This is a genomic window from Paenibacillus sp. FSL H3-0321, assembly GCF_038002865.1.
GTDB lineage: Bacteria > Bacillota > Bacilli > Paenibacillales > Paenibacillaceae > Paenibacillus_AQ.
The window spans coordinates 567,265-581,889 of sequence record NZ_JBBODH010000001.1 but is presented as its reverse complement, the minus strand read 5'-3'; the positions used below and the strand labels follow the sequence as shown (position 1 = coordinate 581,889).

The 14,625-nt window shown below is 45.4% G+C and carries 16 protein-coding genes and 1 pseudogene; 13 read left to right on the top strand and 4 right to left on the bottom strand.

What is annotated here, in order from left to right; all coding sequences use genetic code 11:
* Positions 1-12 precede the first annotated feature (12 nt).
* The 5 genes from MHI45_RS02245 to MHI45_RS02225 all read left to right on the top strand — a co-directional run bounded on the left by MHI45_RS02245 (position 13) and on the right by MHI45_RS02225 (position 4,207).
* The gene (locus tag MHI45_RS02245; RefSeq protein WP_076111111.1) at positions 13-1,311 is read left to right on the top strand and encodes an alpha-glucosidase/alpha-galactosidase; all 1,299 of its coding nucleotides are present in this window, start codon (positions 13-15) and stop codon (positions 1,309-1,311) included.
* A 172-nt stretch (positions 1,312-1,483) separates the two neighbouring features.
* On the top strand, positions 1,484-2,164 hold the full coding sequence (locus MHI45_RS02240) for a succinylglutamate desuccinylase/aspartoacylase family protein (protein ID WP_076111110.1): 681 nt from the start codon (positions 1,484-1,486) through the stop codon (positions 2,162-2,164).
* 165 nt (positions 2,165-2,329) lie between these two features.
* Positions 2,330-2,710 carry a GntR family transcriptional regulator gene (locus tag MHI45_RS02235; protein ID WP_038592576.1) on the top strand — a complete coding sequence of 127 codons (381 nt, stop codon included), beginning with the start codon at positions 2,330-2,332 and terminating at the stop codon, positions 2,708-2,710.
* Entirely contained in the window at positions 2,707-3,576 is an 870-nt protein-coding gene (locus MHI45_RS02230; RefSeq protein ID WP_076111109.1) for an ABC transporter ATP-binding protein, read from the top strand. The genes MHI45_RS02235 and MHI45_RS02230 overlap by 4 nt, the downstream gene beginning before the upstream one ends.
* Complete coding sequence (locus tag MHI45_RS02225; protein WP_076111108.1) at positions 3,569-4,207, top strand: ABC-2 transporter permease; 639 nt, start codon at positions 3,569-3,571, stop codon at positions 4,205-4,207. Before MHI45_RS02230 ends, MHI45_RS02225 begins: the two co-directional genes overlap by 8 nt.
* Before the next feature lie 85 nt (positions 4,208-4,292).
* On the opposite strand, the gene MHI45_RS02220 is transcribed toward MHI45_RS02225, so the two are convergent.
* Positions 4,293-4,634: a ribosomal protein L7/L12 gene (locus MHI45_RS02220; protein WP_076111107.1), complete on the bottom strand. Its 342-nt coding sequence runs from the start codon at positions 4,632-4,634 to the stop codon at positions 4,293-4,295.
* Positions 4,635-4,817: 183 nt separating this feature from the next.
* Here MHI45_RS02220 and MHI45_RS02215 point away from each other — a divergent pair, with 183 nt between their 5' ends.
* Positions 4,818-5,162 (top strand): hypothetical protein, encoded by a 345-nt coding sequence (locus MHI45_RS02215; RefSeq protein ID WP_076111106.1) that lies wholly within the window; start codon positions 4,818-4,820, stop codon positions 5,160-5,162.
* Positions 5,163-5,181: 19 nt separating this feature from the next.
* Here MHI45_RS02215 and MHI45_RS02210 read toward each other — a convergent pair.
* Positions 5,182-5,375 (bottom strand): annotated as a pseudogene (locus tag MHI45_RS02210) (AraC family transcriptional regulator); the annotation flags it as partial.
* Between the two features lie 302 nt (positions 5,376-5,677).
* Between MHI45_RS02210 and MHI45_RS02205 the strand changes: the two are divergent.
* From MHI45_RS02205 to MHI45_RS02190, 4 genes are all read left to right on the top strand, one after another.
* Positions 5,678-6,388 carry a response regulator transcription factor gene (locus MHI45_RS02205; RefSeq protein WP_076111105.1) on the top strand — a complete coding sequence of 237 codons (711 nt, stop codon included), beginning with the start codon at positions 5,678-5,680 and terminating at the stop codon, positions 6,386-6,388.
* Complete coding sequence (locus MHI45_RS02200) at positions 6,378-7,421, top strand: sensor histidine kinase (protein ID WP_083675669.1); 1,044 nt, start codon at positions 6,378-6,380, stop codon at positions 7,419-7,421. Before MHI45_RS02205 ends, MHI45_RS02200 begins: the two co-directional genes overlap by 11 nt.
* A gap of 79 nt (positions 7,422-7,500) precedes the next feature.
* Entirely contained in the window at positions 7,501-8,265 is a 765-nt protein-coding gene (locus tag MHI45_RS02195; protein WP_076111103.1) for an ABC transporter ATP-binding protein, read from the top strand.
* Positions 8,255-10,213 carry an FtsX-like permease family protein gene (locus MHI45_RS02190; RefSeq protein WP_076111102.1) on the top strand — a complete coding sequence of 653 codons (1,959 nt, stop codon included), beginning with the start codon at positions 8,255-8,257 and terminating at the stop codon, positions 10,211-10,213. The genes MHI45_RS02195 and MHI45_RS02190 overlap by 11 nt, the downstream gene beginning before the upstream one ends.
* A gap of 154 nt (positions 10,214-10,367) precedes the next feature.
* Here the strand turns inward: MHI45_RS02190 and MHI45_RS02185 are convergent, their stop codons facing one another.
* Together MHI45_RS02185 and MHI45_RS02180 are read right to left on the bottom strand one after the other, a co-directional pair.
* Positions 10,368-11,120, bottom strand: a complete 753-nt coding sequence (locus MHI45_RS02185; RefSeq protein ID WP_076111101.1) for an SDR family NAD(P)-dependent oxidoreductase — start codon at positions 11,118-11,120, stop codon at positions 10,368-10,370.
* A gap of 3 nt (positions 11,121-11,123) precedes the next feature.
* Positions 11,124-11,537, bottom strand: a complete 414-nt coding sequence (locus MHI45_RS02180) for a MarR family winged helix-turn-helix transcriptional regulator (protein ID WP_076111100.1) — start codon at positions 11,535-11,537, stop codon at positions 11,124-11,126.
* Between the two features lie 632 nt (positions 11,538-12,169).
* Here MHI45_RS02180 and MHI45_RS02175 point away from each other — a divergent pair.
* From MHI45_RS02175 to MHI45_RS02165, 3 genes are all read left to right on the top strand, one after another.
* A complete protein-coding gene (locus tag MHI45_RS02175) occupies positions 12,170-12,817 on the top strand; it encodes a FusB/FusC family EF-G-binding protein (protein WP_076111098.1) in 648 nt (215 codons plus the stop codon).
* A 275-nt stretch (positions 12,818-13,092) separates the two neighbouring features.
* Complete coding sequence (locus tag MHI45_RS02170; RefSeq protein WP_341118891.1) at positions 13,093-13,563, top strand: DinB family protein; 471 nt, start codon at positions 13,093-13,095, stop codon at positions 13,561-13,563.
* 51 nt (positions 13,564-13,614) lie between these two features.
* Positions 13,615-14,064 (top strand): DUF1905 domain-containing protein, encoded by a 450-nt coding sequence (locus tag MHI45_RS02165; RefSeq protein ID WP_076111096.1) that lies wholly within the window; start codon positions 13,615-13,617, stop codon positions 14,062-14,064.
* The last annotated feature ends 561 nt before the right edge of the window (positions 14,065-14,625 follow it).

Sequence of the window (14,625 nt, the reverse complement as noted above, 5' to 3'; positions counted from 1 at the left end):
GGCGTATTGTTCATGTCTAAAATTACATTTATCGGTGCGGGAAGCACTGTTTTTGCCAAAAACGTTCTGGGTGACTGCATAGCGACAGCGGCGCTGCAGGGTTTCGAGCTTGCCTTGTTCGACATTGATCATCAGCGGCTAAAGGACTCAGAGAACATGCTTAACTCCATTAAGAATAGCAGCGGCAGCACATGCAGGGTTAACGCTTACTCCGACCGCAAAGAAGCGCTGCGCGGCGCCAAGTATGTCATTAACGCGATTCAAGTCGGAGGTTACGATCCCTGCACCATAACCGATTTTGAAATTCCGAAGAAATACGGTTTGCGGCAGACGATTGCGGATACGGTGGGCATCGGCGGCATTTTCCGCAATCTGCGCACCATCCCCGTGATGCTGGATTTTGCTGCGGATATACGCGAGGTCTGCCCGGATGCACTGTTCCTGAACTATACCAATCCAATGGCTGTTCTGACGAATGTAATGAACACCTATGGCGGTGTGCAGACAGTAGGACTGTGTCATAGTGTGCAGCAGTGTATCCCCGGATTATTTGACCACCTTGGAATCGACCAGACGGGAGTGCAGGCGAAAATCGCCGGAATCAACCACATGGCTTGGCTGCTGGAGGTCACGAAGGACGGGAAGGATCTTTATCCGGAGATTAAGCGCCGTGCGGCAGAGAAACAGCTGGAGCCTCACACAGATATGGTACGTTATGAAATGATGCTGAAGTTCGGCTACTACATTACAGAATCGTCTGAGCATAACGCGGAGTACCATCCTTATTTTATAAAAAGGAACTACCCGGAGCTGATCGAACGCTTCCAGATTCCGCTCGACGAATATCCGCGCCGCTGTGTGGAGCAGATTGGCCGCTGGCAGCAACTGCGCGAGGAACTCGTCGGTAACCACGAGCTTCAGCATGAACGCTCACATGAATATGCCTCTTATATTCTGGAAGCGATCGAGACGAATGTCCCGTTCAAGATCGGCGGCAACGTGATGAATACAGGGCTGATCACCAACTTGCCACGGGAGGCCTGTGTCGAAGTTCCGTGTCTCGTGGACAGCAGCGGGGTTACACCTACCTTTGTGGGGGATCTGCCTCCGCAATGTGCCGCTCTGAACCGCACGAACATAGGCACACAGTTGCTGACCATCGAGGCGGCAATCACCGGCAAAAAAGAGCATATCTATCATGCGGCCCTGCTAGATCCGCATACGGGGGCAGAACTGTCGATGGATGATATTGTGAACATGTGTGATGAATTGATAGCTGCCCACGGCGACTGGCTGCCGCAGTATCAATAGCATATAAGTATGACTAACAGAGCCCGGGAAACCGGGCTTTTTGTCTGTCTAAACAGGGAGCCTGCTGAGGCTAATGGACGATGTTTTTCCCGGAGTGTCCAAACCGTAAGCAGCAGTACGAATACTTATATATAGATATTCCTTTACGGAACCGCTCCGGAGGTGAGATTCGGTGTTCGTCGAGAAAAGTATGCTTGCGCCAGATACGTCTTATTCAACTCCCTATTATGTCGTTAGCAGCCCACGTCCCGGCCCGGTCTTTATGGTGGTATCCGGAATACACGGGAATGAACCGGCCAGCATCCGTGCAGCGCAAAATCTGGCTGGAATGTTCACCCGCAGAGAGCTGATCCTCCTAAAAGGCAGACTTATTATAGTCCCTCTGGTGAATAAAAAGGCTTATCGTAAGAAGATCAGAGGCAAGCCGGATTTAAACCGGACCTTTCCTTACCGTGGTAAATCGAAGGCCAGCCATTCACTGGCAGGAGCCTTATTTCAGCTGGCGCAGCACCATAGCCCTTCGTGGTATCTGGATCTGCATGAAGCGAACGGACTTTCACAAAAAAATTCCAAACGGGTTGGCCAGACTTTAATTATTAGTCCAGGAAGCCGTACAGCTAGAGTGGCCAAGCAAATCGTTAAACGAATGAACCGGTCCATAACTCAGTCCTCCTATCATTTCAATATCCGGCGGCGTGAGCGAAACGGAACCTCGCGGAAGGCGGTTCAGGAAATTCTCGGTACGAAAGCGGTCACCGTTGAGACCTGTTGGAGTCTGGACTTCTCTTTACGGGTGCAGTATCAGCTGGACATCGTGTGCCATTTCTTAAGAACAACCGGATTTATTGGTTGAAGATGATGAGAAGAGGCTATTCACTTCAGGCTGAACCCGCAAGCAATTGAGAGTTCAGCCTGTTTTGCATCCTATAAAAGGATATTATTGACATGCCTATATATAATGTATATATTACATATATACATTAACTACATTGTTACAAAAGGATGATGGTGCAGCAACATGAACATTTTGATTTCGAGTACCTCGGGTGAGCCGATATACGCCCAAATTGTGGGGCAGATCCGCCAACTGATTCTACAGGGTGAATTGGTATCCGGGACACCGCTGCCGTCTATCCGCCTGCTGGCCAAAGAGCTGCAGATCAGTGTCATCACGACGAAGCGGGCATACGAGGAACTGGAGAGAGAAGGGCTGATCAATTCCATCGTCGGCAAGGGTTCCTTTGTGTCCGGGGCTGATCAGGAATTTATCAAGGAGCAGCGGCTGCGGATTATGGAGCTTAAGCTGAAGGAAGTCATTGATGAGAGCAGGGCGCTTGGACTCCAATACACCGAGATTGTGGACATGCTGAAACTGCTATATGAGGAGGAGAAGGGATGAGTAACTGTATAGAGCTGAGTCACCTGCACAAGCGTTATGACCGTTTTGCGCTGCAGGATATTTCACTGGCGATGAAGGAAGGGTATATTACCGGTCTGATCGGCCCGAACGGAGCAGGCAAAACAACGCTGATTAAAATGATCATGGGCATGGTTCATCCGGATCAGGGAGAGATCAGCCTATTCGGGCTTGATAACCAGGAACATCAACCGGCCATCAAGAGTAGAATCGGTTATGTGTCGGATGAGAATATTTACTACGAGCAGCTTACCGTCAAGCAGATGAAGAAGATTATTGCTCCTTTCTACAGCCGCTGGGATGAGAATACATACTTGAAATACCAGGAGCTGTTCAAGCTTCCGCCAGGCAAGAAGATTAAGGATTTGTCCAAGGGAATGAAGATTAAATTCTCGCTGGCGATTGCCTTGTCACATGGAGCTGATTTACTCATTATGGATGAACCTACATCGGGTCTAGATCCTGTGTTCCGCAGAGAAATGCTGGATCTGCTCACTGAACATATTCAGGATGAGAAGAAGTCGATTCTGTTCTCCACGCATAACACAACAGATCTTGACCGGATTGCCGATTATATCGTCTTTATCAATGACGGGAAGATGGTCTTTAATGAGATGAAGGAAGCGCTGACGGAGAAATATCTGCTGGTCAAAGGCGGCAAGGAGCTGCTTGACCGCGATGTCCGCCGCTTGTTCCTTGGGATTCGGGAAAGTGCGCTTGGCTTCGAGGGTCTGGTCGGGAACCGGGCAGAGGGGGAACGCTTCTTCAAGGACAATGCAATTTGCGAGACGCCAACGCTGGAGGAGATCATGTATTTTACTGTAAAAGGATGTGATGTGCATGTATAACTCGCTGTATCTAATCCGTAAAGACTTCGTGCTGGTGCAAAAGTTCGTGCTGCTGCTTGTTCCGTACTACATCATTATGGGCTACACCAACTTTGATGGCTACACCATGTTCGCCTTGTTTCCGGCCATGCTGCTCCTGATCAATTCCTGTACACTGGATGTGCAGCAGCACAATCAGAAATTCCTGATCAGTCTCCCTATGCCGAGGCAGCAGATTGTAATGGCCAAATATTTGGCGCTGATTCCTTCTTGCCTGCTCAGTTTGGTTTGTACCCTGCTGCTGTATGGAATTGCCTTCCTTACCGGGCGGGCCACAGAGCCCATTGCCTGGAGAGAGCTTGCCCTGTGCATTGCGAGCTTCCCATTGCTAGCCGCAGTGTACCTGCCGCTGCATTACTGGCTGGGCCAAAAAGGGACTCAGGTGGTCAATTTTATTTTTATCATGTTAATTATGCTTAATTTCGCCGCTTTGACCAAGCTCATGACATGGTTACCTGATCTGGCGAACTGGGTCAGCACGGGCAAGACCGAGAGCATTCTGATCCCGGTTATCAGCGGTCTGGCCTATATTATAATCCTATTTGGCTCTTATCTGATTTCGTTGCGTATCTTCACGAGTAAGGATATATAGGATTATCAATACTCGCAAAGAAACGGCTGCGCCATTCCTTTAAGGAGGGCGCAGCCGTTTCTGATTCAAGCGGGTACAGCTTTCCTTATTTCCCCCGCTCCATATCATCAATATAATTTTTGGCATCCTTCAGGGATAAGTCCCGCGCTTCACGCAGTACTTTTATGGCTTGGATTTTCTTGCCTTCGGCCAGCAGCAGGCGCAGCCTGTTCTCCAAATCCGGCATTAAATCCATATTCTGCACAAATTGCGGCGTCGGGGCAGCAATTCCCGTCTTGATAAAACCTCCATCCATCGCTGACCGGCTGTCGATCCGTTCCAGCTGTGACTGCAAATCGTTGACTCGCTTATTGAGACTGATTACCCTGAGCATAAGCAGCGACGTGAGTACCAGTGCCGCGAGTGAGATCCAATCCGTATTTTCCAAAGATATAGCCTCCCTATTATAAATGGTGTGGTGTATTCTCTACATCTCAATACCCGTCATGTACAGTCGTGAACAATCAGCCGGTAATTGTTGTTGCCAGAGAATGAAGAATATCATATCCCTCCGCTGAAGAACATGATATTTTTGGAAAAAGTTTTTAGTGAAGCATAAGGGGGCTTTGATATGATTACTCCACAAACGCTTGATGAATATTATGTAAGGATCGGCAGGCTGAAGCAACGTTATTTGTCGGAGCGGTTTGAACAGGATCTCCCTGTATTCAGCTCACATACGGAAGCGGTTGAGTGGTTCAAGGCACTTTTTCAAGGCAGCTTCATCTTTGTGGAAGAGATGGAAGGTGCTCATTCCGAGAGCTACTATTTATATGACATTATTCATGACAGAGAAATCTGGGAACGAAGAGAGAGGGACTTAAGAGAAAAAGGTCAAGCTAATGGGCTGGGCATGCTGCTCTGCGCGCAAAGAGTAGATATTTACAAAGACGGTGCAGTACATTTGGCGGTTTAGCGGTGTTCACTCCATGATTTTTAATCAAGTAGTCATACGGGGTCATGTGAATTGTTTTCTTGAAACTACGGTTGCACTCCGAAACACTTAAATGTGCTACATCAGAAATTTCTTGCAGCATTATATTAGTGGAGTAGATATCAAGATTAACCATAGTTGTACGGTTCTGATAGAAACCTCATATTCCCATCCCCATTTTTTTGTCATCTCAAATCAACATCTCCCTTGATTACTAGAGACACATTGGATGATCAATCGTTAGTTTATTTTCTTGAACAGCAGTGTAAAAGTGGCCTCCTGGGAGGCCACTTTGCTATGTGGCTGGACAAATTAAGCTTCGCAGATTCAATCCCTTGATATAACTCCACAGTCGGAGTATCCGGATTCAGCTTCAGCCAGACCTCATAAGGCTCTAGAGCAAGATTGCTGTTTCAACGGTGATGCATATTATCATATCTATTTCGAAGGAAATATGAGATTTTTTGATGACATAGGTAGATGAAAGAGGTGGCGCTTTGTTCAAGATCATGATTGTTGAAGATGATACCCGGATCCGGACGTTACTTACGGATATTTTGCGTAAATATGGTTATGAAGTAGTGGCAGTTGAAGATTTTCTGCACGTAGAGGCTCTGTTTGAGCAGGAGGCACCGCAGCTGGTGCTGCTCGACCTAAATCTCCCTTACTACGACGGGTTTTATTATTGCCGTGTCTTCAGAAGGAAGACAACTGTACCGATCCTGATCATATCCGCCAGAGATGAAGAAGCCAGCCAGGTGCTCTGTATGGAGCTCGGTGCGGATGATTATATCGTAAAGCCGCTGAATGTTCAGGTGCTGCTCGCCAAGATCATGGCAATTCTGCGCAGAGGGTATGGAGAGTATGCGCATAAGCCGGAAGCGGTGCAAGCTGCACTGCCCTTTCTTTTGGATGACCGCAATTTCAGTATTTCCCGGAGTGGTAAAGTGGAGGAGCTGAGCAAGAACGAATACAAGCTGCTGAAGAAGCTGCTGGAGAAACGGGATACGATTGTTACCCGCGAAGAACTGCTGGAGGAGCTGTGGGATGATGTTCACTTTGTGGTGGACAACACTTTGACCGTCAATGTAACAAGGGTCAAGAACAAGCTGCTCAGCCTCGGGTTCCAGGATGTGATCAAGGTGAAGCGAGGGGTGGGCTACATCTTCGATTCCTCTTCGATGGGAGGCTCGTCTGATGAACGTTAGATTGTTCAAGGATTTTATGCGGGATCATCTAGGGATTACTTTGTTCTACTTTATCAGCCACCTCATGGTGAGCCTTTACTGCAAGCATTACATTAGCGGAAGCATCCAGCTTATGTATATGTTCAGCATTTATCTGTATCTCTATCTCGTATTTATGATCTTCCGGTTTATTAAATACAGCTCAACCCGCAAAGAAATCATGATGCTGACCGAGAATGTTGATATTGAAGATAAAAGCTACTCCTGCGAGCAGTTGGCCATTATCACATTAATCCAGCGCATTCATCATACCTATCAGGAACAACTCCACGAGGTGCAGACGCAGGCAGCGAACACGCATGCCTTTCTATCCCAATGGATACATAATATGAAGACGCCCTTGTCAGTCATAGATTTGATCCTGCAGAATCATAAGCTGAACGGAACCGGTGAAGAGGTAGCCCTAAAGCACATTGAAGAAGAAAAAGAACGTATGTTCTCTATGCTGAATCAGATGCTGAAGTTCTTCCGGCTGGAGCAGTTTACCCGTGATTATAACCCGGAGAATATCAATCTGCTAGAGTCGCTGAGAAGTATCATTAACAGCAAGCGCAATCAATACATCTACAACAACGTATATCCTGTGGTGGAATGCCCGTACGAGAATATAATGGTCACGACAGACAGCAAATGGAACAGTGCTATGCTGGAGCAGATTATTTCTAACAGCATTAAATATTCGGATGCCAAGGAAAGGTCCAAGCCAATTGTTTTCCATATTGAACAGGCTGGTGCGCTTACGGTGCTTTCCATCCGTGATGAAGGCATCGGTATAGACAAGATAGATCTGCAGCGGGTCTTTCAGCCGTTCTTCACCGGTAAAAATGGGCGGTCACAGCATCAGGCGACTGGCATCGGCCTATACGTCTGCTCTGAAATTGCCAGGAAGCTGGGACATCCGCTGGAGATTGAGTCAAAGGTAGGGCGGGGTACTGAGGTGAAGATTACCTACCTTTCAAAAATGAAAGACAACGTAACGCAAATGAATGGATAACCCTTATACGCTTCAATACAATGGAGATAACAACTGAGATGAATGGCAGAGTCTATTCCGGTCAAGGGGGGAACGCAGCATGAGTGTCTTGGAGGTAAGAAGCGTTAGGAAAGTGTATGGTGTTCAAAATGGGGAGAATGCTACTGTCGCGCTGGATTCCGTCAGTTTTAATATGGAAGCGGGGGAATTTATCGGCATTATGGGGCCTTCCGGCAGCGGCAAGACGACACTGCTGAATATACTCAGTGGAATCGGCAAACCAAGCCACGGAGAGGTATATATCGGCGGAAAGAACATCACTGCTTTTGATAAAAATGAAATGGCGCTGTTTCGCCGCAATCATCTCGGCTTTGTGTTTCAGGAATTCAATTTAATGGACAGTCTCACCTTGAAGGAAAATGTCATGCTGCCGATGATCCTCGACAAACAGGATAAGGCGCATATGGAGGCAAAAAGCGAAGAAATTATGCGGCTGTTCGGCATTGACGGCATTGCCGGGAAGTACCCGTACAACATCTCCGGAGGCCAGCAGCAGCGGGTTGCGGTCAGCCGGGCGCTCGTCAATGATCCGGATATTATTTTCGCCGATGAGCCTACAGGCAATCTCGATTCCAAGTCTTCGAACGCTGTCATGAAATGTATGGAGACCATGAACCGGGAACGCAGCAGCACCATTCTGATGGTTACCCATGATGCCTTCGCCGCGAGCTTCTGCCAAAAGATTATCTTCATCAAGGATGGAGCTATCTGCATGGAGATTGTCAGTAATGGTGTCCGCAAAGAGTTCTTTGATCAGATTCTTGATTGCCTGGCAATTATCGGAGGGGAACGAAATGACGTTTAGAGATATCGCGATCAAAAATTTTAAACGGAACTTCAGGAATTTCTTCTCTTATTTCATCTGCAGCGCTTTTGCGATTATGATTTTTTTCCTGTATGCAGCGCTATTCTTTAACGAAAGCATCCGTAAGGAGTCCGCAGACGATTTGATCTGGATTGTGTTTCTAATGAGCTTGGCCGCGCTGACGTTGTTCTCGGTATTTTTCATCCATTACGCCCATTCCTCATTCATCAAGGCCAGGAGCAAGGAGTTTGCCATCCTCATGTCACTAGGTATGCATAAGAACGATCTGAAGAAAATCACCGCACTGGAAAATCTGATGATCAACCTGTTCTCACTGTTACTAGGCATTATTACCGGCACGATCTTCTCCAGACTGTTTCAGAATTCGGCGATTGACCTGCTTGAACTGAAAGGGGTTGCGTATTCCCTGAGCCCGGCAAGCTTTATTACAACTGTAGGGGTCTTTACCTGCATATTCGCCGTGTCGCAGACACTGTCGAGTGTGAAGCTCAGCCGGCTGGAGCTTTCTGACCTGATGAAGAATTCTCGTATGCTTGATAATTCCATGAACCGTAATGCCGTTAAGCTCGGAATCGCAGGAGTCCTGCTGGTTCTTTTGTCCACAATATTTCTCGTCATTGTTGCCAATCAGGAGAATCTCAATTCGAACCCTTTCCTAATTCTTGCTTATATCCTTATGTGTTTTACAGGGATATACATGGTGATCGCGCATTTGGGAAATACACTGATTGGCCTCTTAAAGAACAAAAGCTTTTATTACCATCATATTCTGCCTATCACGGAGATTCATCATAAATTTAACCAGAACAAACGGATCATGTTCATTCTCAGCATTCTCAGCGGCATGAGCATCTTTCTGGTAGCGTCCCCCTTTTCACTGCTTCAGCTGTCGGGAAGTATCGCCGAGAGGAATCCCTACGATATTGAGTTTGTGTCGGTAGGCGGTATTCACGCTATAGGGAAAGAACAGCTGCAAGAGCTGCTGAATGGGTCTTCGGAACCGTTCAAGACGATGGAGACGACCACCTTTTTAAGTCTCGCTATGAACCGGGAGGGCAGCAAATACGATGTTCTGCATAGCAAGCCGGTGATCTCGCAACAAATGTATAATCTGTTGACTGGGGAAAGCGTAGAAGTTCCAGTTGGGGAAGCTGTAAACATTATTACGGCCTGGGAGCCCGGGATGCATGGTATAGAGCCAGGAACAGCGTTAGTGCTGAGTGACGGCAGTCAAGCGTTCAGCTATACAGTGAAGGCTTCCTATCATGGCGGCTGGTTCGCTACAGCAAGTACGTATCCGTCCAGCTCGGGGATTATCGTCAATGACCATGATTACAAAGAAATGCTGTCTAAGGTCGGTTCTGGAGCAATCGGCACACATTACGGAGTGGATTTTGCTTCGTGGAGAGGAACAGAGAAGTTTCTGCAGCAGCTTAAGCATACGCTGGATGCAGGAGACCTGGATGGAAGCGGGACACTGTTCCCTGTCGCTTCGAAGCTGGATGCTTACAAAGAATTGAAAAAGAACTATTCGCTGTTTGTGTTCGTAACCTCGCTGATCGGCATTCTGTTCTTTACGGCCGGCGGGATGGTGCTGTATTTCAAGCAATACACGGAGATGGGCAATGCTATAGTCTTTTTTAGAAAGTTGTATAAAATCGGAATCAGCGAAAAGGAGGTTAGAAGTGTTGTATCTGCCGAACTGCTGATTACTTTCTTTGTACCGCTGGTGCTTGGTAGTATCTTCGGATACTCATTTATCTATCTGATTACGCATGTGATGAGCGGATCGGATATTTTACCGGAGTTTATGAAGAATACAACGCTTGTAGTGGCAGTTTACTTTGTCTTTCAGCTCAGCTTCTATACCATGACCAAGAGAAAGTACAGCCAGGAGGTTGTGCGCAAGCTTAGCAGTGCAGCATGAGGGTGAGGCGGATGAACGAACAAAGGTAATAAAGGATAGAGGTAAACAGATTTCAAACGAGAAAAGACCCGGGAAGCGGAGGATAGTCCGTCAACCTGGGTCTTTGGTATGCAATGCAGCTTGCTGTAAATGCAGAATCGCGCCCTATAATTATTTATTTGGCGTAGTATCCGCCGTCAATTGGCAGCTCAACGCCTGTAATGTAGGAGGAATCATCCGAAGCCAGGAACAGGACGCCTTTGGCGATGTCCTGAACTGTGCCCAGGCGCATAAGCGGGGTCTGTGCGAAGAACCACTGCTTCATTTTTTCATCCTTGAGCAGATCCTCGGTCATTGGGGTTTCAATATAGCCTGGATGTATGGAGTTGGCGCGGATGTTATGCTTGGCATAATCTACAGCAGTGGCCTTGGTCAGCATACGTACGGCACCTTTACTGGCAGTGTATGGACCTGCGCCGCTTCCGCCGGTCAACCCGGCGATCGAAGAGATGTTGACAATTGAGCCGCCGCCGGCTGCGATCATGTGCGGAATGACTGCTTTTTGTCCGAGGAAAATACTGGTTACATTGATGCCCATCGTTCTCTCCCAGCGTTCCACGGTTTGTTCCATAAATGGAGTCGGATCAGAAACACCGGCGTTGTTGACCAGAATGTCGATGTGGCCGTACCCCTTCAAGGTTTCATCAACGACCCGTGCCCAATCTTCTTCGGAGACAACGTTTTGCTTTATTCCAATGGCTTCGCCGCCGTTTCCCCGGATCTCTTGGACAACCTCCTGCAGCTTCTCTTCCTGTAAGTCAGTAATTACAACTTTGGCACCTTCTTTGGCGAACAGCAGGGCGTCTGCTTTACCCATCCCGCCGGCTGCTCCAGTAATTACCGCTACTTTATGATCTAATCTTCCCATGTGTTATTCCTCCTGTGACTTTGTATTGGTTATGTTCATATTCAGCTCTAAATGATCGATCATTTTCTGATAAGAATGGATGAGAAGGTCCAGCTCTGTGCCGGAAAATTCACTCCATAATCCGTCTGTCAGTTGTTTGTACCGTTCCAGCATCCGTTGTTCGACTTCACGCCCTTGGTCTGTGATCTTCAAGTGCACCTGGCGCCTGTCAGTTTCAGATACCACGCGTTCAATATATCCCTTCTGAACGAGCTTACTGCTTAAATTGGTGATGGCAGAGAGCGTTACACCCAGCACATTGGCAAAATAGGAGCTGGTCTGCTTGTCATGCTTCGCCAGGGTCTGCAAAATAAAATATTGGGGCGCCGTTAAATTGTTGTCCAGTAATTTGGTGTAGCTCGCTACCAGTGTCAACATATGGCGGCTGATTAAATAAGATAGCTGATTTTGCTTGTCCAGTAGTCATCACCTCAAAAAATATACTTTAAAGATTTAAATAGTTAATATCGTTTAACTATTTAAATGTAAACCTTTTTAGGATGTCAGTCAACTGAACTGGAGCATGGGAGGGGATGGTAAAATTTAGCTTGAGTGATGCACTCATTGACTACTACTGATACCATGCCTAAAAAACCACATAATTTATGCGGTCCCTTTATTGTAAAGAGCTTATATCCATTTGAGTTGAAGTATGAGCATGCAGAGCGGAGCGGAATTGAGCTTACAGGTACATTTTCAAGAGCGGGGAGCTTTTTTATCTTAATACCGCTTACATGTATTGGTAATAAAATAGATGAGAGCGAAACAGAAAAATTGCACCTCCTGGGATATCTTGATATACTTTTCACATGTGAATTTGATTGGGGGTTGTACTGATGGCAAAGCAGAATTGCTCATTAGCTAGGAAGTCCTCATGCAAAGCCTAATCTGGGGCGATACTTTGCGTGGGGGCGGTAGGATGGATACGATCGCCCAACCTTGACTTTATCGTTTCTAATAATAGGCTTTGCACCTTATGTTTTATATAAAAAATAAGGGGCTGAAGAGCTATGAATACACCATTTATTAGAAACCATCAGTATAACGTCATTAAGAAACAAACGGATTTTCTGCAGAAAACGCTGCGAACCGTCGCGGATCGAAACGTCTTGAAGACTGTAAGATATCGTGCAGCTGCGAATATTATTGAAGCCATTCCTAATCTTACAAATGATCAGCAGCAAATGCTGGAACAAATATCGGCCTTCGAAAGTGCATATGATTTCCAGAGATTTCTGGGCGCATTAGAACCCTATCTGGAGCCATTTCCACCAATTACGTTGAAGCAGATTCAGAAACTATTCCCTAAGAATAAGAAGCTGAAGGTGCCTGACTTAGGATCTATCGACTTCCGATATGTAACGTATCTGAGTTGGGTAGACATAGCTACGAACAAATTATTCATTGTCTATCCGTTCGAGGGACAATTCATTGGTATCGAGGGAAGAATCACGCCCACTAACAAGAAAGGGTACTGCTTGTTCTGTAATCGCCATCAAGAGCTTGCATTCCTCACAGTTAAGACCAAGCCAGCGAACGCCTCGCCGGATAATATTTCTTCTATTGGCCAGTACGTATGTCTGGAGAGCGATGCTTGTAATCAGAGCATTACCGATATAGGATCATTGGAGAAGTTCATTTTTTCGGTTCGAAAATAACATTAACTACGACAGGCTGCCCTAGAGGCAGTCTGTTTTACTTTATTCTATGTATAAGAGTGCTTATTAGATCGCGTAAACTGAATGTTGAAAGGCGATACAGCCTGAGCGACGAACGCCGAAGTGATCAGGAAACTATTTGAAATACGTATCGGGTGGAACTAGCTTGGGGGTTCACAAATTTGCCAATAGCACTGCTGAGAATGAGAAGGTTTTGTTTGTTGAAATCAAGAATATAGTCACAATACTAAATTATGAGAATTGAGTTGATGAGCATGAGTGACCAGATGGTAGCTGTCTTAAGAAGACAGTTTGAACCGACGTTAGAAATGTTGAAGCAACTTATCGAAGTATGTCCTGATGATTTTTGGATGGATGCCAAGCAAAAATACTGGAAGCAGATATTTCATGCTACAACCAGTATGAAATTTTGGTTTAGGCAGCAGAAGGATGAAGAATTCAAAATACCTGACTTCGGTAAGGATATAACAGAAGCCCTAGATAAGGAGTGCGCTGACTACCCTACTAAACAGGAAATGACGGAGTATGTTGAGGAGATATTGAGCGTGGCTCGTAGGTTTTTGGATGAACTTACTGACGACAAATTATTGGAACCATGTGTACTATTCGAAGAAATAACTAAAACTGATGTAATCCTAATGCAGATCCGACATGTTCAACATCATATAGGTTATTGCAACAACATACTGAATTCAAATCACCTAGAAGCAGTAAAGTGGTTATGATAACGTGAGTCATAGAAAGCAGCTTCTTTACAATGAGGAGTGTTATTCAATATGGATTATGAATTTGAAAGTGAGATAAAGATGCTGGAAGGTAAAATGAAATGGAAAGTAGTCTATTTCCCTTATTCAGCAAGGGAAGTATTCAATACTAATGGTAAAGTATCTGTTCAAATCACCGTTGACGGGCACGAGTTCGACCATACGTTGTTGCCGTCAAAAAATGGGCATTATTTTGTGTATAATGAATTTATTCGAAGAGCAGTACATAAAGAGCTCGGTGACAAACTCCATGTAGTTCTTAAAAAATGTGAGGAAAACCGTAATATTGTTTTGCCTGATTACATTTCAAAAAGCCTTGAAGATCACCACATACTGAATACATTCCTAACTCAGCCTGATTACATTAAACGAGAGCAGATAAATTATATTGAAATTGCTAAAAAGGAAGAAACAAAAACTAACCGAGTAATAGCTTTAATTAATAAACTTCAAGATAAATAAATCCTGTAGTATGAAAATTACACAAAAGTCCCGCAATCTATAAAAGAAAGTTGATTGCGGGACTTTTGTGTCTGAAAAATCAAATGGGGGTTTTAATTGCTTCAACACTACAAATGTTATAGAAGTTCAGATTTAGATGTTACTGGACATTCTGCGCGTGTAGTTCCTTGTAAACTGACTATATAAGTGAAGGACTTCATGATGAAATCAAAATGATTCAGGAATGGATCATGTTTTAAAATGTTATTATATGGTAAATATTTGATGATAAAATAGGGAGGTGACATGAGTTAAAAAATAGGATCAACTTATCTGAGGAAATGTAATCTGTAAACCTAATAATGAGGCAGTTAACAGTGTAAATGAAATTTTATTGCCAAATTAATTTACAGGACTAATTGGATCCATAAGTAAAGGAATAAATGAATTAACGGCAAATCCTGCAGTTGGGACTGCAGGATCAGAATTAAGTAAGATCCGGAGAAATTCATTTGATAATTCAGACGATTCGAGTTACATAACCAAGTACAGTCTAATTACAGAATATCGTATTGAATGAAC